The sequence below is a fragment of the Melghiribacillus thermohalophilus genome (genome assembly GCF_004342905.1).
Classification (GTDB): domain Bacteria; phylum Bacillota; class Bacilli; order Bacillales; family Alkalibacillaceae; genus Melghiribacillus; species Melghiribacillus thermohalophilus.
Genome location: NZ_SMAN01000007.1, coordinates 19,966 through 37,674, shown reverse-complemented (window position 1 = coordinate 37,674; position 17,709 = coordinate 19,966). Strand labels below are relative to the sequence as shown.

17 protein-coding genes and 1 tRNA gene are annotated in these 17,709 nt (G+C 44.1%); 14 read left to right on the top strand and 4 right to left on the bottom strand.

The genetic code is table 11. From position 1 onward, the window contains the following. The first annotated feature begins 30 nt into the window (after positions 1-30). The 4 genes from queG (at position 31) to trmL (ending at position 3,352) form a co-directional block, all read left to right on the top strand. A complete protein-coding gene (gene queG, locus EDD68_RS06950) occupies positions 31-1,167 on the top strand; it encodes a tRNA epoxyqueuosine(34) reductase QueG (protein WP_132371518.1) in 1,137 nt (378 codons plus the stop codon). Positions 1,168-1,384: 217 nt separating this feature from the next. Then, complete coding sequence (locus EDD68_RS15585; protein ID WP_132371517.1) at positions 1,385-1,909, top strand: methylated-DNA--[protein]-cysteine S-methyltransferase; 525 nt, start codon at positions 1,385-1,387, stop codon at positions 1,907-1,909. Between the two features lie 61 nt (positions 1,910-1,970). Then, positions 1,971-2,831 carry an amidase domain-containing protein gene (locus EDD68_RS06940; protein WP_132371516.1) on the top strand — a complete coding sequence of 287 codons (861 nt, stop codon included), beginning with the start codon at positions 1,971-1,973 and terminating at the stop codon, positions 2,829-2,831. Between the two features lie 47 nt (positions 2,832-2,878). Then, entirely contained in the window at positions 2,879-3,352 is a 474-nt protein-coding gene (gene trmL, locus EDD68_RS06935; RefSeq protein ID WP_132371515.1) for a tRNA (uridine(34)/cytosine(34)/5-carboxymethylaminomethyluridine(34)-2'-O)-methyltransferase TrmL, read from the top strand. 423 nt (positions 3,353-3,775) lie between these two features. Here the strand turns inward: trmL and EDD68_RS06930 are convergent. Beyond that, positions 3,776-3,849: transfer RNA gene (locus EDD68_RS06930), tRNA-Gly, on the bottom strand. Between the two features lie 125 nt (positions 3,850-3,974). On the opposite strand from EDD68_RS06930, the gene EDD68_RS06925 reads away from it, so the two are divergent. The 10 genes from EDD68_RS06925 (at position 3,975) to EDD68_RS06880 (ending at position 14,810) form a co-directional block, all read left to right on the top strand. Next, positions 3,975-4,127 carry a DUF1540 domain-containing protein gene (locus EDD68_RS06925; protein WP_132371514.1) on the top strand — a complete coding sequence of 51 codons (153 nt, stop codon included), beginning with the start codon at positions 3,975-3,977 and terminating at the stop codon, positions 4,125-4,127. A gap of 237 nt (positions 4,128-4,364) precedes the next feature. After that, positions 4,365-5,300, top strand: a complete 936-nt coding sequence (locus EDD68_RS06920) for a metal ABC transporter solute-binding protein, Zn/Mn family (RefSeq protein ID WP_132371513.1) — start codon at positions 4,365-4,367, stop codon at positions 5,298-5,300. A gap of 13 nt (positions 5,301-5,313) precedes the next feature. Beyond that, positions 5,314-6,066, top strand: a complete 753-nt coding sequence (locus tag EDD68_RS06915) for a metal ABC transporter ATP-binding protein (RefSeq protein WP_132371512.1) — start codon at positions 5,314-5,316, stop codon at positions 6,064-6,066. Between the two features lies 1 nt (position 6,067). Next, complete coding sequence (locus EDD68_RS06910) at positions 6,068-6,934, top strand: metal ABC transporter permease (RefSeq protein ID WP_243646783.1); 867 nt, start codon at positions 6,068-6,070, stop codon at positions 6,932-6,934. Further along, complete coding sequence (locus EDD68_RS06905) at positions 6,924-7,808, top strand: metal ABC transporter permease (RefSeq protein ID WP_132371510.1); 885 nt, start codon at positions 6,924-6,926, stop codon at positions 7,806-7,808. The genes EDD68_RS06910 and EDD68_RS06905 overlap by 11 nt, the downstream gene beginning before the upstream one ends. A 372-nt stretch (positions 7,809-8,180) precedes the next feature. Further along, positions 8,181-9,368, top strand: a complete 1,188-nt coding sequence (locus tag EDD68_RS06900; protein WP_132371580.1) for a CaiB/BaiF CoA transferase family protein — start codon at positions 8,181-8,183, stop codon at positions 9,366-9,368. 11 nt (positions 9,369-9,379) lie between these two features. Next, complete coding sequence (locus tag EDD68_RS06895) at positions 9,380-10,606, top strand: acyl-CoA dehydrogenase family protein (protein WP_132371509.1); 1,227 nt, start codon at positions 9,380-9,382, stop codon at positions 10,604-10,606. Continuing rightward, on the top strand, positions 10,603-12,006 hold the full coding sequence (locus EDD68_RS06890; protein ID WP_243646782.1) for an APC family permease: 1,404 nt from the start codon (positions 10,603-10,605) through the stop codon (positions 12,004-12,006). The genes EDD68_RS06895 and EDD68_RS06890 overlap by 4 nt, the downstream gene beginning before the upstream one ends. Beyond that, positions 11,981-13,300 carry an aminotransferase family protein gene (locus tag EDD68_RS06885; protein WP_132371508.1) on the top strand — a complete coding sequence of 440 codons (1,320 nt, stop codon included), beginning with the start codon at positions 11,981-11,983 and terminating at the stop codon, positions 13,298-13,300. Before EDD68_RS06890 ends, EDD68_RS06885 begins: the two co-directional genes overlap by 26 nt. 55 nt (positions 13,301-13,355) lie before the next feature. Continuing rightward, the gene (locus EDD68_RS06880; RefSeq protein WP_132371507.1) at positions 13,356-14,810 is read left to right on the top strand and encodes an NAD-dependent succinate-semialdehyde dehydrogenase; all 1,455 of its coding nucleotides are present in this window, start codon (positions 13,356-13,358) and stop codon (positions 14,808-14,810) included. Positions 14,811-15,280: 470 nt separating this feature from the next. Here the strand turns inward: EDD68_RS06880 and EDD68_RS06875 are convergent, their stop codons facing one another. The 3 genes from EDD68_RS06875 to EDD68_RS06865 form a co-directional block, all read right to left on the bottom strand. Then, the gene (locus tag EDD68_RS06875; RefSeq protein ID WP_132371506.1) at positions 15,281-15,589 is read right to left on the bottom strand and encodes a DUF3870 domain-containing protein; all 309 of its coding nucleotides are present in this window, start codon (positions 15,587-15,589) and stop codon (positions 15,281-15,283) included. Between the two features lie 24 nt (positions 15,590-15,613). Beyond that, positions 15,614-16,375, bottom strand: a complete 762-nt coding sequence (locus EDD68_RS06870; protein WP_132371505.1) for an IclR family transcriptional regulator — start codon at positions 16,373-16,375, stop codon at positions 15,614-15,616. Between the two features lie 101 nt (positions 16,376-16,476). Next, on the bottom strand, positions 16,477-17,649 hold the full coding sequence (locus EDD68_RS06865; RefSeq protein ID WP_132371504.1) for a saccharopine dehydrogenase family protein: 1,173 nt from the start codon (positions 17,647-17,649) through the stop codon (positions 16,477-16,479). Between the last annotated feature and the right edge of the window lie 60 nt (positions 17,650-17,709).

Here is a 17,709-nt window from a genome sequence, read left to right as displayed (position 1 = left end):
ACGAGTCCAGTTCAGGGAGGGATTCAGGCGATGACATATGACAATCTCAAACAGGAAGTCATAGAGTACAGCAGAGAAATCGGCATTGATAAAATCGGATTTGCTTCTGCCGATGTATTTTCAACCTTAAAAGAACGGCTAAAAATTCAGGCTTCCCTTGGTTACCAGTCCGGTTTTGAAAAAGGCTCGATTGAGGAACGGACGGAGCCGGAGCGTCTCCTTCCGGAAGCGAAATCCATCATTTCGATTGCCATGGCCTATCCCTCCAGAATGAAAAATGCCCCCAGAGGAACAAGAAAGGAGCGCAGGGGGATCTTTTGCCGGGCTTCATGGGGAAAGGATTACCACCATATTTTGCGGGAACGTCTTGAAAAACTGTCCCAATTCTTGAAGGATAAAAACCCCGATGTATTAACCAGAATCATGGTGGATACGGGCGAATTATCGGATCGTGCAGTAGCAGAAAGAGCTGGAATTGGCTTTTCCGGAAAAAACTGCTCCATCATTACCCCTGAATTTGGTTCGTATGTTTATTTAGGTGAGATGATCACCAACATTCCTTTTCCCCCCGATCAGCCGGTGGAAGACAGCTGCGGTGACTGCCATATCTGTGTGGACGCCTGCCCTACCGGTGCCCTTGTTCAGGGCGGTCAGCTAAATGCCCGGCGCTGCATTGCTTTTTTAACTCAAACGAAGGATTTTTTGCCTGACGAATTTCGCGGGAAAATCGGTAACCGGCTTTACGGATGTGACACCTGTCAGCAAGTATGTCCAAAAAACAAAGGAAAAGATGTTCACCTCCATCCGGAAATGGAACCTGAACCTGAAAACGTTAAACCGAAGCTCATACCATTATTGAAACTATCCAACCGGGAATTTCGGGAACGTTTTGGTTCCATGTCCGGCTCCTGGCGGGGAAAAAAACCGATTCAGCGTAATGCTATTCTGGCTCTTGCCCATTACAAGGATAAATCAGCGGTGAATGATTTAATTGCTATGATGAATGAGGACCCCAGACCGGTTATTCGGGGAACGGCCGCATGGGCCCTAGGAAAAATCGGTGGCAACAAAGCGGAAGAGGCAATTAAAGAGGCTATGCAAAAGGAAACGGATATGCAGGTTATTCAGGAAATGAAAAAAGGATTAGATCTGTTAAAAAAATCTTAAAAATATCGAATTTTTAATATCTGTTCCTGTATCATTCAATCAATCAGACAGAGAATTTGGTTCCCTTTCACCCGATCGTCCTTTCAACGATAGAACATTTTTTATTGCTCGGGAAAAAGGACAAATCCGTTCACGTGGTGGACCGGTATGTAGTGTTTACCATACGAATATGGATGTTTCCTTTTTGCCGGAAAATCAGTAAAGAAGGGGATTTGGTATGTCCGCAAAACCTTTGTTATTCGTAGACGACATGGAAAGCCCAATTGGACCGTTAACCATCCTGTCAAGTCAGAATGGTGTTTGCCAGATTGTTTTCGGAAGTAAAAATGACGTCTGCTCATCCTTAAAACAATGGGCGAGAAAATATTTTCTGTCCTGTGGAATGGAAGAAAATCCAGAACGGATAAAGGCAGTAACATTCCAGTTAGAGGAATATTTTTCAGGAGACCGTACCGATTTCACCTTTCCAATCGACCTGCAGGGAACCCCCTTTCAGAAACGAGTATGGAAATCGTTATTAACCATTCCTTATGGCGAGACCCGTTCCTATAAAGAGATAGCTCAGATGATCCATTCGCCAAAGGCTGCCCGTGCAGTTGGCGGAGCAATTAATCGTAACCCCATTGCCATTGCTGTCCCCTGCCATCGGGTAATCGGAAGCAACGGGTCTCTTGTGGGATACAATGGAGGACTGGATAAAAAACGATTTTTGCTCCAATTAGAAAATATACCTGCAGAATAACCATTCCCTCTCATCCATTCCCCCATCCCTTCATACACTTTTTTATAAAGGGGGAATAAACATGAAAGATCAGTTGATCAAATCCTGGCAGCGTATTTTTTTAGACTGCCCGGGTGATATGGACTGGTGGACAAGAAAAATGAACTTAATGAAGAAAAGAGACGCAGAGATAATTAAAATTTCTGGTTATATCCGATGTTATCGCTATTTTCATGTACCTGATTACATCTGCCAGGTCGAATATTTTTTACATTTAGCGTACTTGATCCGGCAATACAATCATTACTACATGGAAGAAGAAATTGTGCCCATACGGGCTGACTTTGATGACGGACAAATCACTAATCAGACGATGATGATCCCCCGCCCAGCCCGAAAATCACCTTCCCTTATGTCACCAGATCCTTCTCCTCAAAATGATCCCGTTTCTTCTCGGAGATTTCACTATGACCGGAGAAAAGCCGTACAATATGCTGAAAGATGGTGGAATGACTATAACCCTGCTTTTCGGAATTTTGAGGTAGACTGTACCAACTATGTTTCCCAGTGCATGCTGGCAGGAAATGCGCCTATGCGGGGCTACCCGAATCGTTCCAGAGGATGGTGGTACAAACATGACAACTGGAGCTACAGCTGGTCTGTAGCCCATGCCTTAAGGTGGTACTTAAGCAGTTCTGAACAGGGCCTCACAGCAAGAGAAGTCGATAAAGCTAATCAGCTCAGTCCAGGAGATGTCATTTGCTATGATTTTGAAGGTGACGGCAAATGGAATCATAATACAATTGTGGTAGCGAGAGATGCAAATGGAGAGCCCCTGGTCAATGCCCATACGGTAAACAGCAGACATCGATACTGGAGTTATGAGGACTCCCATGCCTGGACACCTGAATGCCAGTATAAATTTTTCAAAATCGGAGAATAAGATGGTATAATGTTCGAGGTTATATTCAACTAAAGAGGGTGAACAGAATGGGTTTACATGTTGTACTCTATCAGCCAGAAATTCCAGCAAATACCGGAAATATTGCCCGAACGTGTCTTGCAACCAACACAACCCTTCACCTGATCCGGCCCCTCGGTTTTTCGACCGATGATAAAATGTTAAGACGGGCAGGGCTTGATTACTGGCATCATGTGGATATCCATTATTACAATTCTATTGATGAACTGTATGCGACGTATCCAGAGGGTTTTTTTTATTATATTGAGAACTTTGGAGAAAGGTATTATACAGACTACGATTTCAGTGATCCAGACCGGGAATGGTTTTTTATATTCGGTAGGGAAACCAACGGTATTCCCAGGGAGATCATTGAAGGAAAAGAAGATCGATGCCTGCGGATTCATATGACGGATCAGGTGAGATCGTTAAACCTCTCCAATACGGCAGCGATCATTGTATATGAAGTACTCCGCCAGCAAGGATTTCCGGGTGTGAAATAAATGAATGTAAAATGGCATAACCCTGGCTAAACCTAAAAAACGCCAGCATTTAATTTATGTTGGCGTTTATGTTTTTGCAATGTTATTGATTTGGTCCACCTGGTTTTGATTCGTAACCCGCTGTGAAAATAGCCGTTAAAAATGCGACAGTAACCATTAAAATCAAAAATAATTTCATCTGCCGTTCCTCCTTTATGCATACTTTTCGCATATGTATCCTTCACTATTCTTCATTATAACAAAAATTTTTTCAGTGTGAACCCTCTTTTATGTACAATTTTTGATCATCATGAACAGCAAGAAGGTACTCATTATTGCCGGAAAATGAAGTGAAGTATTCTGTTGGCGGGAGTATCGGGAAAAAACTAAAAAACGCAATGCTTCGTGACTGAATCAACGAAACACTGCGTTAAACACATTTGATGGAGCGGGTGATGGGAATCGAACCCACGACATCAGCTTGGAAGGCTGAGGTTTTACCACTAAACTACACCCGCTTGTCCCTGAAAACATTTTTTATTATACCAGCGATTGAACAACCGTTCAATACCATACTTACACTTTTTTTATTTACATAAAAATAACTTTTCTGCGGCACAATGATGATAAGGGGGGATGACGCTTGGCACAAGATGTACTCTGTGAAGTCAAAAATTGTGTACACTGGGATCATGGAAACCAATGTACAGCCGATGCCATCTATATCATCAGTCACAACGGAACTGAGGCATCGGAACAAAAAGAAACTGACTGCAAAACCTTTGAACCACAATAAAAGGAACGCCTGGGCATCACGCTCAGGCGTTATTTTGTTGGTCAGTTAGAAAATATATCTTGACAACTTTTGCCCGAAACTATATATTTTTCATTAAAGAAACTTTTGTTGTTTAGGCTAATTTTTTTACATTGATTCACATTCATGGAATCATCGCATACAGTTTAAATATCTATATTTTTTTGTTCAAAAGTTGGTTTAAGTAAACTTTTTTAACCTGCGGAAAGGAGAATATCGATGAGAAAGATCGTTTTGTATGTACTGGCATCTTTTGCACTGACGTTAGCTGGATGCGGAGCGAAGGATGCATTATCTAAACAGGATCATGATTCCAGCCAAAACGTTAAAGTGGTGACTACCATATCCCAGATCGGAGATATCGTAAAAAATGTTGGAGGTGAGTATGTCAATGTCAAGAGCTTGATGGGACCGGGAACTGACCCCCATTTATACAAAGCGGTTCACAGTGATATCCAGGATATGAGTGAAGCCGATATGATCTTTTACAACGGACATCATCTGGAAGGTAACATGATTGACATTTTTGAACAGATGCGGGAACAAAAACCGACTATTCCAGTTGCAGAGGCGATTCCTGAGTCCAAACTGCTAGCCGACCCCGAAAATCCGGAAATCTACGACCCGCATGTCTGGTTTGATATTGAGTTATGGAAATATGCTGTAAAAGCCGTTCGTGATGAGTTAATTGCCATTGACCCTGAACATGAAGAAGACTATATCCAAAACACAGAAAGATATCTTCAAAAGCTGGATGAACTGAATGCATATGCAATAAAGAAGGTTTCTGAAATACCAGAAAAAAGCCGTGTGCTGGTTACTGCTCATGATGCTTTCAGTTATTTTGGGAATGCTTTTGGATTTGAGGTCATGGGACTCCAGGGATTAAGTACAGAAGCTGAATTCGGATTAAAAGATGTACAACATTTAATTGATACCCTTGTGGAACGGAATATTAAGGCTGTATTTGTTGAAAGCAGCATTTCGGAACGATCGATTCATGCGGTTGTAGAAGGAGCAAAGAAAAAGGGGCATAACGTTTCCATTGGAGGAGAGCTGTATTCCGATGCAATGGGGCCTGAAGGAACGAAAGAAGGCACCTATATCGGAATGTTCAAACACAATATTGACACCATTGTGGAGGCTTTAAAATAAGGAGGTTTGTGAAATGAATGCGTTATCTGTTCAAAATTTAACGGTGACCTATGATAAGACGCCTGTATTACAACATGTCGGTTTTGACATTCCAAAAGGGTCTTTAACAGGAATTATCGGGCCAAATGGGGCCGGTAAATCCACACTAATTAAAGCCATTTTGCAATTAATCCCCCGCACTTCTGGAGACATTCAGGTATACGGAAAACCTTATCATCGAAAGCGCCGTTTAATCGGCTACGTTCCCCAGCGGAGTGAAGTGGACTGGGATTTTCCCACCAGTGCCCTCGATGTGGTCCTGATGGGAAGATATGGGCACATCGGCTTCATCAAACGCCCTGGAAAAAAAGAAATCCAGATGGCTCAGGAAGCATTACGAAAGGTTGGCATGGAAGATTATCAGGATCGGCAAATCAGCCAGCTTTCAGGGGGACAGCAGCAAAGGGTGTTTTTAGCCCGTGCTCTGGCCCAGGATGCCCGGATTTATTTCATGGATGAACCTTTTGTCGGGGTGGACGCCGCAACGGAAAAAGCCATCATCCAGCTCATGCAGGAATGGAAGGACGAAGGAAAAACGGTACTGGTCGTTCATCACGACCTGCAAACCGTTGAGGACTATTTTGACCACGTCCTATTATTAAATAAATCCCCGGTTGGATGTGGACCGACCCAGAAAGTATTCACCATGGAAAATTTAAAGCAAACCTATGGAGGATCCTTGAAATTTATAGGTGAACATTCTGTTGTCCTTCAGGAGCGTGTCTGACATGTTTGATCTACTGTCCAATGCCAATACCCAGTGGGTTTTGATCGGTTCCATCATGCTGGGATTTGCAAGTGGGGTTATCGGAAGTTTTGTATTATTGAAAAAGCAGAGTCTGATCAGTGATGCGATGGCCCATGCCACATTACCGGGAGTCGGGCTCATGTATATCATGTTTGAATACAAATCTATACCGCTTTTTTTAATTGGAGCAACCATGACAGCATTGCTGGCCACCTACTCCATTCAGCTGATTATCAAACATTCCCGAATCAAAACCGATGCAGCCATTGGGTCGGTATTATCCGTTTTTTTCGCCCTCGGAATTGTTTTTCTTACCTACATTTCGAAAAACACTTCCGGAAATCACAGCGGTCTGGATGATTTTATTTTCGGGCAGGCAGCATCACTAGTAGCCAGTGACGTTCGGATGATTACCATAGGGTCAGCAATCTTAATCCTGCTTTCAGCTTTATTTTTCAAAGAGTTTAAAATTACCATTTTTGATCCTCTTTATGCGATGGGACTGGGACTTCCCGTACGGTTCTTAAACATGGTGCTCTTAGGACTGGTGGTAGGAATTGTTGTGATAGGCATTCAAATGGTTGGGGTAGTGCTGATTGCCGCGCTCCTCATTACCCCTCCCCTTTCAGCCCGATACTGGACGGATCAGCTGGGCTACATGACGATTCTGTCCGGGATTTTCGGTGCTGTATCAGGTGTGGCCGGAACAGTAATCAGCACGATTGGTGAAGGGTTGCCTACCGGACCTATGATCGTGTTAAGTACGTCTGTAATCTTTTTGTTTTCCCTCCTCCTTGGAAGCAAGAAGGGTTTGATCCCAAAGGTGGTGAGTACCCATGAGTTATGATGCCTGGATCCTGCTAACAGGAAGCCTGGTCGGACTAACATGCGGAGTGACAGGGGCACTTCTTGTATTGCGGAAGATGTCCATGCTGGCAGATGCCATCAGTCATACGGTTTTATTAGGCATCGTAGGAGCTTTTTTTGTTACCCAATCCTTGAATGGCTTGCCGATGTTCATTGGAGCAGCCATTGTCGGAGTGTTAACTGCCTTTTTTGTACAGATGCTGGATTCCAGCGGCGTTCAATCTGATGCAGCCATAGGAGTTGTTTTCACATCTCTGTTTGCTCTTGGCGTTGTTCTCATCTCTTTTGTCGGTGATTCTGTACACCTGGATGTGGAGCATGCTCTCATGGGGGAAATCGCCTTTATTCCATGGGATACACTGAATTTTCAGGGAATGAACCTCGGTCCAAAAGCCGTATGGATGCTTGGATCTGTTTTTTTGATCAATATTCTGGTTATCACCCTCTTTTATAAAGAGATTAAGCTGACTACTTTTGATCCACAATTCGCAGTATTACTTGGCATTCCGGTTATGTTCATCCATTATTTGCTTATGGGTATGATTTCCCTTTCTACGGTAGCATCGTTTGATAGTGTCGGTGCGATTCTGGTAGTTGCCATGCTTATCGTTCCAGGAGCAACTGCCTATCTTCTCACAGACCGATTTTTAGTTTTACTCATTCTCAGCGGGTTAATCGGTATTTTGTCAGCCATAACCGGCTTTGCCTTTGCTGTTTGGTCTAATGTGTCCATCGCCGGATCCATAGCATGTGCTACCGGGCTATATTTCATCCTTGCGTTTATTTTTAGTCCAAAACACGGTGTATTGATGAAAAAAATACGAAACGATAAATTTTCTTCCAGTCAGCCATAAAAGCCGACATTTGACCGGATAGAGTTGTTAGACCAAATATATACCAAAATTTTTCAAAATATATTTACAAATTTTTCTGAATATTATATCCTATTACCAGGCAGGGCAAAGCAAGTTGTAAACGCTTGCTCTTTCCCCTGTCGGACTTATATTCAAATAAAAAGCTGTTCAGTCTGCTCACAATCCTTGCCCGGATTGTTTCAGCAGATAGAAGCCAGTTTTATCTGCACGCAATATGTGGGATAAGACTGGCTTTTTTTGTTCCGGCTGTCCCCGGCTCGCTCTCGACCTCCCCGCGGTCGGGGAACAGCCCTTTACAGACCTTTAGGAGAATACAGGTCATCATTTTTTGATCAGAAAGAGGTGATACAACTGTCAGGAGCGTTAGCAGGAATAAAGGTACTCGATTTATCCAGAGTTCTGGCTGGTCCGTTTTGTACCATGATTCTTGGCGATCTCGGTGCAGAAATCATTAAAGTGGAAGCCCCTGGAGGAAGTGATGATACAAGAAAATGGGGACCGCCCTTTCAAAAAGGTGTCAGTGCCTACTACCTTTGTGCCAATCGCAACAAAAAAAGCTTAACCGTTAATTTAAAATCTGCACAGGGAAAGGTCATTATTCAAAAACTTGTCAAACAGAGTGATGTCATGATTCACAACTTTAAGTCGGGGACGATGGAACGTCTTGGACTGGGTTATGAAGCGATCAGACAGATCAATCCGGAAATGATTTATTGTTCCATCACAGGATTTGGAGAAACAGGTCCATATAAGCATTTACCTGGTTACGATTTTATCATTCAGGCGATGAGCGGACTGATGAGCATTACCGGTGATGACAAATCCGGTCCCCAGAAAGTGGGTGTGGCCATTACCGATGTACTCACCGGCCTGTATGCATGTATTGGCATTCAGGCAGCTCTGATCGAACGTCAACATTCAGGTTCTGGCCAAAAACTGGATATTTCTTTATATGATTCTGCAGTCAGCTCCCTTGTCAACATCGCCAGTAATTATCTCATATCCGGGAAAATTCCAGAGCGCCTTGGAAATTATCACGCCAACATTGTTCCTTATCAAACCTTTCAGACAAAAGACGGGGAAATGGTGATTGCAGTTGGGAATGATCGGCAGTTCCAGACCCTCTGCCAGATCATTCAGAAACCGGAACTTGCAGAAGACCCACGATTTCTATCCAATCCTGACCGGGTGGAAAACCGCCATGAACTGACTTCCTTATTACAGGCGGAATTTTTAAACCACACAACGAACCACTGGAAAGAACTGTGCCATCGTTATTCCATCCCGTGCGGTCCGATCCAGAGCCTGGAGGACCTTGTGGATGATCCGCAGTTAAAGGAAAGGGAAATGTTTGTAACCGGAAAACATCCTACCGCCGAGGAAATCACTATGGTAGGGAGTCCCCTGAAGCTATCCCGTACGCCAGTTGACTACAGGAAACATCCGCCTGATCCAGGGGAGCATACCGAAGACATTCTCCTATCTTTAGGTTACAAAAAAGAAGAATTAAAAGAACTGAAAAAAAATAAAGTGATATAGGAGTGATCATCATGAATTTTGATTTCACAGAGGAACAAAACATGCTGAGGCAGACAGTGCGCCATTTTGTAGACCATGAGATTATGCCCCATATTGCGAAATGGGACAAGGAAGGAAGTTTTGACCCTGAAATCATGTCAAAGCTTGCCGATCTCGGGCTGATGGGTGTCTGTATACCGGAAAAGTATGGCGGAAGCGGAATGGATTATAATTCCCTGGCTATCGTATGTGAAGAACTGGAACGGGGAGACACCGCCTTTCGGACCGCTGTCTCCGTGCATACTGGTCTCAACAGCTTAACCATTCTCCAGTGGGGAAATGAAGAACAAAAGCAAAAGTATCTCGTTCCCCAGGCTAAAGGCAAAAAAATCGGCGCATTTGGGCTGACCGAGCCCGGAGCAGGTTCAGATGTAGCTTCCATTCAAACAACAGCCGAAAAACAGGGGGATTATTACGTTTTAAACGGCCAAAAAACCTGGATTTCCCTCTGTGATACGGCTGACAACTTTATCGTTTTTGCCTATACGGATAAAAGCAAAAAACACCATGGAATCTCTGCCTTTATCGTCGAGAGAACCATGCCCGGTTTCTCTTCAAAAGCGATCAAAGGAAAACTGGGGATACGCGCCGGCAATACCGGTGAATTATTTTTTGACAACGTCAAAGTTCCGGCAGAAAACCTTCTTGGTAAAGAAGGAGAAGGGTTTAAAATTGCCATGTCCGCACTGGATAACGGGCGTTTTACCGTTGCAGCAGGTGCCTGCGGGCTGATCGAAGCATGTCTGGAAGCCAGCGTGAAATACTGTCACGAACGGGAGACATTTGGGAAACCAATCGGAAAACATCAGCTTGTTCAGCAAATGATTGCCAACATGGAAGCAGGACTTCAGATGAGCCGACTGCTCGTTTACCGGGCGGGGGAGTTGAAAAATCAGGGGAAACGGAATACAAGGGAAACTTCACTTGCTAAATGGCAGGCCTGTGATTTTGCCAACAAAGCGGCAGATGATGCCGTTCAAATTCATGGTGCCTATGGCTATTCCAGCGAATATCCGGTAGAGCGATACCTGCGCAATTCCAAGGCACCTGTGATTTATGAAGGTACAAGGGAAATTCATACCATTATGCAGGCTGAATATGTCCTCGGCTACCGTAAAGATAAACCGCTAAATCACATGTTGCCTTCATGGCCATTTGACGATGATTCAAATTCCATTGACAGAGGAGGGTCTCAGTGAGCGATAAACATCGTTTTAATCGGGTTTTAACAAGAGTGGATATTCTCGTTCTGGCATTTGGGGCAATGATTGGCTGGGGATGGGTTGTTTTATCAGGAGAATGGATAATAGAAGCAGGTTCAGCTGGTTCAGTCATTGCCTTCCTTATCGGAGGAGTTCTAGTTTTATTTGTCGGTCTGACTTACGCCGAATTAACGACTGCCTTTCCGAAAACGGGTGGCGCTTACTACTTTGTGGAAAACGCACTCGGAAAAAGACTGGCTTTTGTTGTATCATGGGCTCTTTTACTGGGCTATGTTTCCGTTGTGGCATTTGAAGCCGTTGCACTGCCAACGGTTATCGAGTACATTTTTCCAGATTTTCAATTTGGTTATTTGTGGACCATCAGTGGATGGGATGTGTACTTTTCATGGGCCATCATCGGTATGGCCGGTTCAATCCTGATTACATTGATTAACTGGATCGGTGTCAAACAAACGGCTTTTGTCCAGCTAGTTCTCACCCTGACACTGGTAGTGGTCGGACTGATGCTGGCAACAGGAGCCTTCGCAAATGGAATGACAGAAAACGTAACCCCTCTCTTCACTTCCAGCGGCGGTCTGATGATTGTATTAATTATGACTCCTTTTTTATTTGTCGGTTTTGATGTCATTCCCCAGGTAGCCGAAGAAATGAATATTCCAAAAAAAGCGATCGGCAAAATCCTCACCTTATCGGTCAGTTTTGCTGTCCTCTGGTATGTGCTGATTATCGTTAGCGTGTCATTAGGGTTAAACAGCAGTCAGCTTGCCGGAGCCAGCCTGGCTACTGCTGATGCCATGGCAGCCTTATTTGGCTCCGCCCTATTCGCGAAAATTTTAATTCTTGGCGGAGTTGCCGGCATTTTGACAAGCTGGAATGCCTTTATTTTAGGAGCCAGCCGGATGATGTATACCATGGCAAAGGAAGGAATTCTACCAGGTTGGTTCGGTAACATTCATCCGAAACATAAAACCCCGGGCAATGCCATTTTATTTATCGGAGTTCTTTCTACCCTCTCTCCCCTGCTCGGCAGGCCGGCATTAGTCTGGTTTGTTGACGCTGGAGGACTCGCTATTGTCCTTGCCTACTTTTTGGTTACGATTTCATTTATTCAGCTGAGAAAACAGATGCCGGGCCTTCCGAGACCGTTTCAGGCCGGAAAATCATCATGGGTTGGCTGGGTCGCAGCTGTTCTATCCTTTGGTTTTATAACTTTGTATATGCCTGGTATGCCATCTGCCCTAATCTGGCCGTATGAATGGCTAATCACACTCATCTGGTGGACAGCAGGATGCTATTTCTTGATCAAAATTCCACATCAGCCGTTCCAACATATAAAGGAGGGAAATCAAAATGAATCAGTTACAATTGATCAATGAACTGATTGAACTGGATCAGAACCATTTTCTCCACCCAACATCTTCCATAAAACAGCAGCAAGAAGAAGGCCCTGCGGCCATTTTCACAGAGGGGAAAGGAATCTATGTAACCGATCTAAGTGGAAAAACCTATATCGAGGGTATGTCTTCACTGTGGAATGTACATGTCGGCTATGGAAGAAAAGAACTGGCAGAAACGGCCAGGGCACAGATGGAAAAGCTGGCTTTCTCCAACTGTTTCTCCACTTTCAGTAATGAACCGGCCATTCGACTGGCCAAAAAAATAGCCGATATGACACCAGGGGATTTACAGGCCGTATTTTTCACATCCGGCGGTTCGGAAGCAAATGATACTGCCTACAAACTGGCACAGTATTATTGGAAACTAAAAGGGTTTCCTAATAAAACGAAAATCATTTCCAGAAAACAGGCCTATCACGGTCTCGCGGTAGGTTCCACCAGCGCAACCGGAATCAGCGCTTTTCACACCATGACCCCTTCACCGTCTCCAGAATTTATCCATATCGATCCTTTTTCTGCTGAAGAACTCGAACAGGTGATCCAGCAGGAGGGGGAAGAACATATCGCGGCCTTTATTGCGGAACCTGTTCAGGGTGCTGGCGGGGTCCATATTCCTCCCCCTGACTACCTGGAGAACGTCAGAAAAATCTGTGACAAATACAATGTTCTCATGATTGCTGATGAAGTCATCACAGGTTTTGGGCGTACCGGAAAAATGTTTGCATGTGAGCACTGGAATGTTGTACCTGATTTTATGCTGTTTGCAAAAGGGGTTACCAGCGGCTATATGCCCCTTGGTGGGGTTGTAATCCGCCAACCCATTCATGAAGATTTAAAAGAGCTTGCTAAAGGAACCCTCCTTCACGGATTCACGTACAGCGGCCATCCGGTATCATGTGCCGTTGGCCTTCACAACATAGATATCATTGAAGAGGAGAAGCTCGTGGAAAATTCCAGAACGGCAGGAGAAGAAATGAAATACCACCTTCAACAGATTCAGGATGAAATCCCTTATGTAGGTGACGTTCGATCCCTCGGTTTAATCGGCGGCCTGGAAATCATGAAAAATCCGGAAACCAATGAACGCTTTACTGAAAAGATCTCACCTCTGATTGTGAAGGAAGCAAGAAATCGGGGGTTAATTTTGCGAAATGTGGTTTTTGAAGAAGCCGATACCATTGTGTTTGCACCGCCGCTAATCATTCAAGGAGAAGAAATCATGACCCTGTTCTCCATTCTGAAAGATTCAATTCTAGCTGTTTTGAATCATTGAGTTTCACAGAAAACGTATACATGTAGTTAAAAAACCTATTTAGGAGGAGATGCCATTGGTATCATTCCCGAAAAAAATAAAGAGTTTGTACATCGATGGAAAATGGCAGAGTGCAGCTTCAGGGAAAACTGATCCTGTGTATAACCCCGCCACAATGGAAAAAATCACAGAAGTGTCTTTTGGGGGAAAGCAAGAAACAGTCAAAGCTATCCAATCGGCTTCAAAGGCTTTTTTACAGTGGTCATCCATGACAGGCAGAGAACGGTCTCAGATTTTGTACAGAGCTTATCAGCTAATGATGGAAGATGCGGACCGTCTAGCGGAAATTTTAACTACCGAACAGGGAAAGCCCCTGAAAGAGGCAAAAGGAGAAATTCAATCAGCTGCGAGTTTCCTGCTCTGGTATGCAGAAGAGGCCAGCCGTCTTTACGGCGAGTGGATCCCTTCATCCAAACAAGAAAAGCGGCTTCTTGTCATTCCTCAGCCTGTAGGAGTAGTAGCTGCTATTACACCCTGGAACTTTCCTTCCTCGATGATTACGAGAAAAGTGGGGCCAGCTCTGGCGGCAGGCTGTACTGTAGTGTTAAAACCTGCTCCGGAAACTCCACTTTCTGCCATTGAAATTGTAAAAATGTTTGAAAAGGCAGGTCTTCCAGAAGGCGTATTCAATCTGGTCACAGGGGATGCAAAAGAGATCGGGGAAACCTTACTCGGGGACAAATCTGTCCGCTTAATCACCTTTACGGGTTCTACAGAAGTGGGAAAATACTTAATGCGCGAAAGTTCCCGTCATGTGAAAAAACTGTCTCTGGAATTAGGGGGCCATGCACCGATTCTTGTATTTGAGGATGCAGACCTTGAGTTGGCTGCTGAACTCTCACTGGCAAGCAAATTTCGAAATGCCGGGCAAACGTGTATTTGTGCCAACCGGCTATTTGTCCAGGAGTCGGTCCAGGAAGCCTTTTCGGAAAAACTGCTTGAGAAGGTCAAAGCATTAAAAGTCGGGTATGGCAAGGAAGAGGATACAGATATTGGGCCATTAATTAATCAGCAGGCTCTTGAAAAAGTCGAATCCCATTTAAAGGATGCTGTTTCCAGAGGTGCTGAAGTTCTATATGGAGGCGGGGTAATAGACTGCGGCCTTCAGGGCTATTTCTACCAGCCAACCGTTTTAGCCAATGTGAATCCTGACATGCGAGTCATGTATGAAGAAACCTTTGGGCCGATTATCCCCGTCCAGACATTCAAAACCGAAGAAGAAGCCATTGAACGGGCAAATGACACTGACTACGGCCTTGCCTCTTATATGTTTACCGAAAATTTAAACCGGGCTTATCGAGTGATGGAAAAACTCGAATATGGAATCGTAGGTGTCAATGATGTATTGCCCGCCACAGCCGAAGCTCCGTTTGGCGGCATCAAGCAGTCTGGAATCGGAAAGGAAGGCGGGCACCACGGCATCCACGAGTTTGTGGAAATGAAATATGTATCGATGGGCATTAAAGTCTAAAGCAGCCTGTACGGAAAAGAAGGTTACCAGCATCAGGTATATGAGGGACATTACCGCGCATCTATATCATGTTTTTGACCGTCATCGGGAGGATGAAGAACATTTTTTACGTTTTTTCGCAAACATTTGTCCTTGATAACACGGATGAAGGACATGATATGAAAATCGTTCTTCCATTTTATTCTTCATGGAATGGATCAAGGACATTATGCAAACATTCATGTATTCATGCGCGGTTTTGTCCTTCATCGTTCTCCAGGGACCAGTGTTAAAAGTCTGACGCAGTTTTGTCCGTCATTTCATTTGTGACAGACATTTAAAAAACAGTCTTTAACATGCCATGAAGGACCATTGGTTTATTGCGCATTTTCAATTGTCCATGAACATCGTGCATGTTCATATGGTTTAAAAACATTTATGATTGGCTCATTACAAACGATACATAGGTCATAGTTTTTAAGAGTACTTGTTTAATTTTTTTGAATCTGATACTGCTTGTACAAATCCTTCATGGCTGAGGCCAGAGCATTTCCTGCTTTTCCGAGATAATGGGCCTTGATGGTTTCAATCGGCTCGTCTACCCCATCTCTCAGACTGTACCCTTTTAGCAGCTGATTAATAAATTTTCGTCCGTGTTCAGTCGCCAGGGTACAGTTGGCTTCCACAATCACCCCGTATTTTTTATCAATTTCAGCGGTAATGGTTAATATTTCATACATGTTTTGAGCAGCCATCCCTGATGGTAGACGGGCGTGTCCCGCTATAAAATATGTATTCATCCTTTTCCCTCCTTTCAGTTTTGATCATGGCTGGAACCCAAGACCCCTGGAAATGGCCAGAGCCGTTTCTGCTGTTTTTCTTTTGATGTTCTCCAGGTTTTCTCCCTCAAAATGACTCGATAATCCACTGACGGCCAATGCGGCTGCAACCTGTTTATGATGGTTCCAGACAGGATATGAGATCCCGGTTGTATCAATATCCTGTTCTCCAGTGCTCATGGAATATCCTTTTTTTCGGATATCCTTTAATTCACAGAGCAAATCTTCCTTAGCAATTGGTTGATGATCCACAAGAGACTCGAGGTTGTTTTGAGATAAAACAACCTCCTGTTTGTCTTTTTCCATGAAGGCAAGGAGAAGTTTGGGGCCTGAACCAATAAATAAAGGAGAACTTTTCCCTATCCGGGTGTACAGCCTTAAAGCCCGGCTGCTGTCCACTTTTTCGATATAGATTGCCTGATTATCGTGGGCAATAACCAGGTGGACGGCTTCATTGATCTCCTGAGCCAGTCTTTCCATATAAGGTTTTGCGATCTTTCGTATTTCCAGCTGATCGGAAACGAGATTTCCAAGCTCCATCAGTTTCAGACCAAGCCTGTATTTTTCGTCCTGTTCATGTCCGTTTGTTTTCATCAGAAACCCGCAATATTCCAGTGATCGTAACAAACGGTAGACCGTGGGTTTGGGGATCCCGGCTTTTTCTGTAATTTCTTTTAAAGTCAGTTCCCGCTTTTCTTCTGTAAAATAATTAAGCAATTTCAGTGCTTTGATGACACTCTGGTTCATTGTGCCTGCTCCTTTATAAACGGATTTCGCTCAGCCCAAAGACAGGTTCTCACTGACGATGAAAATCCCCCCTGCTATATGCAGAGGGGACCATCTGTTGCTCACACCCTGATTGAGGCTTCCTCTGTTTTGACCGATTCTTGAATCTCCACTCCCCGTCTGGCCATCTCCTTGATATAAACATCACCTGGAACAATTTTTTCCGGCGGATACACGCCCCTGGTGGTGATGGTGCCATTTCCGATCATCTGGGCAACAACTGAAATGGAATTGGCTGTCGCTCTTGCCATGGCGGTTACATGATGTTTTTTGTCTTTATACGTGGTCATTTCATACTGGTAGATTGTCTTCTTGCCTTTCTTTCGTCCCCCGATTATAGCCCGGAGTAATACGGCATCATCTTTATCTTTTAAATCCACAATTGGTTCAAGAACCTTCAAAAGCACCTCCCTGGGTTTCACTTTCTGTCCTTTGATTTCCACTTCATAATCATTTCGGGTTAAATTTAAATCCACCAGCAGTTTAAATTTTTCCGCGTGTCCCCGGTAGCGGATCGTTTTATATTCCAGGGTTTCTACATCAGGAAAGGAATGGGGCAATGTAGACGTTCCCCCTGACGTATGGAAGGCTTCCAGGGGTCCAAATTTTTCAAAATGCACCTGTTCAATTTCGGAAAGGGCGGGGACTTCCTGTTTTTTTCCGTTACGTATAATCAGTGCAGGATCAGTATAATGATCAAAAACGCCTTCCATGGAAAACACATGGTTATATTCCAGCGGGGGTTCCGGGTGAACCGGAATGCCACCAACATATAGTTTAATCGATTCCAGTTGATCCAGTTTGCTTGCCCCATAGCCTGACAAAATATTAATCATTCCAGGAGCCACGCCTAAATCTGGTATGATGGTCACCCCGGCAACTTTTGCATCTTCCTTTAACTTCAAGACCTGATCGGTTATATGTCCGATATGCCCCCCCAGATCTACGGCATGAACCCCGACCTGAATTGCTGTTCGGGCTACGGTTTCATTAAACGTATAAAATAATGCATTGATAACTACATCGTACTGGCGCATAAAATGAGCCAGTGCCTGTTCGTCATTCGCATCGACCTGAAAGGCTTCCAGTTTGTCCGAATTCAGCTGGTGGCAGACCTGCTCAGCCCGCTTTAGATCAATATCAGCTAGCCCAATTTTCTCTACCCCTTCACTGCTGGCTAAGTCCCGTGCAGCTTCTTTTCCCATTAAACCTGAACCTAATACAGCTACTTTCATTACCATACTCCCCCTTATCTGTAATGATCAATAGATGAAAAGAACTCCTGATCAACAAAC

What these genes read in the sequence shown, in the direction of transcription:
- EDD68_RS06915 (WP_132371512.1), top strand. Translation starts at nt 5,314, where the DNA reads ATGAATGCGTTATCTGTTCAAAATTTAACGGTGACCTATGATAAGACG.
- EDD68_RS06905 (WP_132371510.1), top strand. Translation starts at nt 6,924, where the DNA reads ATGAGTTATGATGCCTGGATCCTGCTAACAGGAAGCCTGGTCGGACTA.
- queG (WP_132371518.1), top strand. Translation starts at nt 31, where the DNA reads ATGACATATGACAATCTCAAACAGGAAGTCATAGAGTACAGCAGAGAA.
- EDD68_RS06885 (WP_132371508.1), top strand. Translation starts at nt 11,981, where the DNA reads ATGAATCAGTTACAATTGATCAATGAACTGATTGAACTGGATCAGAAC.
- EDD68_RS06920 (WP_132371513.1), top strand. Translation starts at nt 4,365, where the DNA reads ATGAGAAAGATCGTTTTGTATGTACTGGCATCTTTTGCACTGACGTTA.
- EDD68_RS06865 (WP_132371504.1), bottom strand. Translation starts at nt 17,649, where the DNA reads ATGAAAGTAGCTGTATTAGGTTCAGGTTTAATGGGAAAAGAAGCTGCA.
- EDD68_RS06940 (WP_132371516.1), top strand. Translation starts at nt 1,971, where the DNA reads ATGAAAGATCAGTTGATCAAATCCTGGCAGCGTATTTTTTTAGACTGC.
- EDD68_RS06875 (WP_132371506.1), bottom strand. Translation starts at nt 15,589, where the DNA reads ATGAATACATATTTTATAGCGGGACACGCCCGTCTACCATCAGGGATG.
- EDD68_RS06910 (WP_243646783.1), top strand. Translation starts at nt 6,068, where the DNA reads ATGTTTGATCTACTGTCCAATGCCAATACCCAGTGGGTTTTGATCGGT.
- EDD68_RS06870 (WP_132371505.1), bottom strand. Translation starts at nt 16,375, where the DNA reads ATGAACCAGAGTGTCATCAAAGCACTGAAATTGCTTAATTATTTTACA.
- EDD68_RS06895 (WP_132371509.1), top strand. Translation starts at nt 9,380, where the DNA reads ATGAATTTTGATTTCACAGAGGAACAAAACATGCTGAGGCAGACAGTG.
- EDD68_RS15585 (WP_132371517.1), top strand. Translation starts at nt 1,385, where the DNA reads ATGTCCGCAAAACCTTTGTTATTCGTAGACGACATGGAAAGCCCAATT.
- trmL (WP_132371515.1), top strand. Translation starts at nt 2,879, where the DNA reads ATGGGTTTACATGTTGTACTCTATCAGCCAGAAATTCCAGCAAATACC.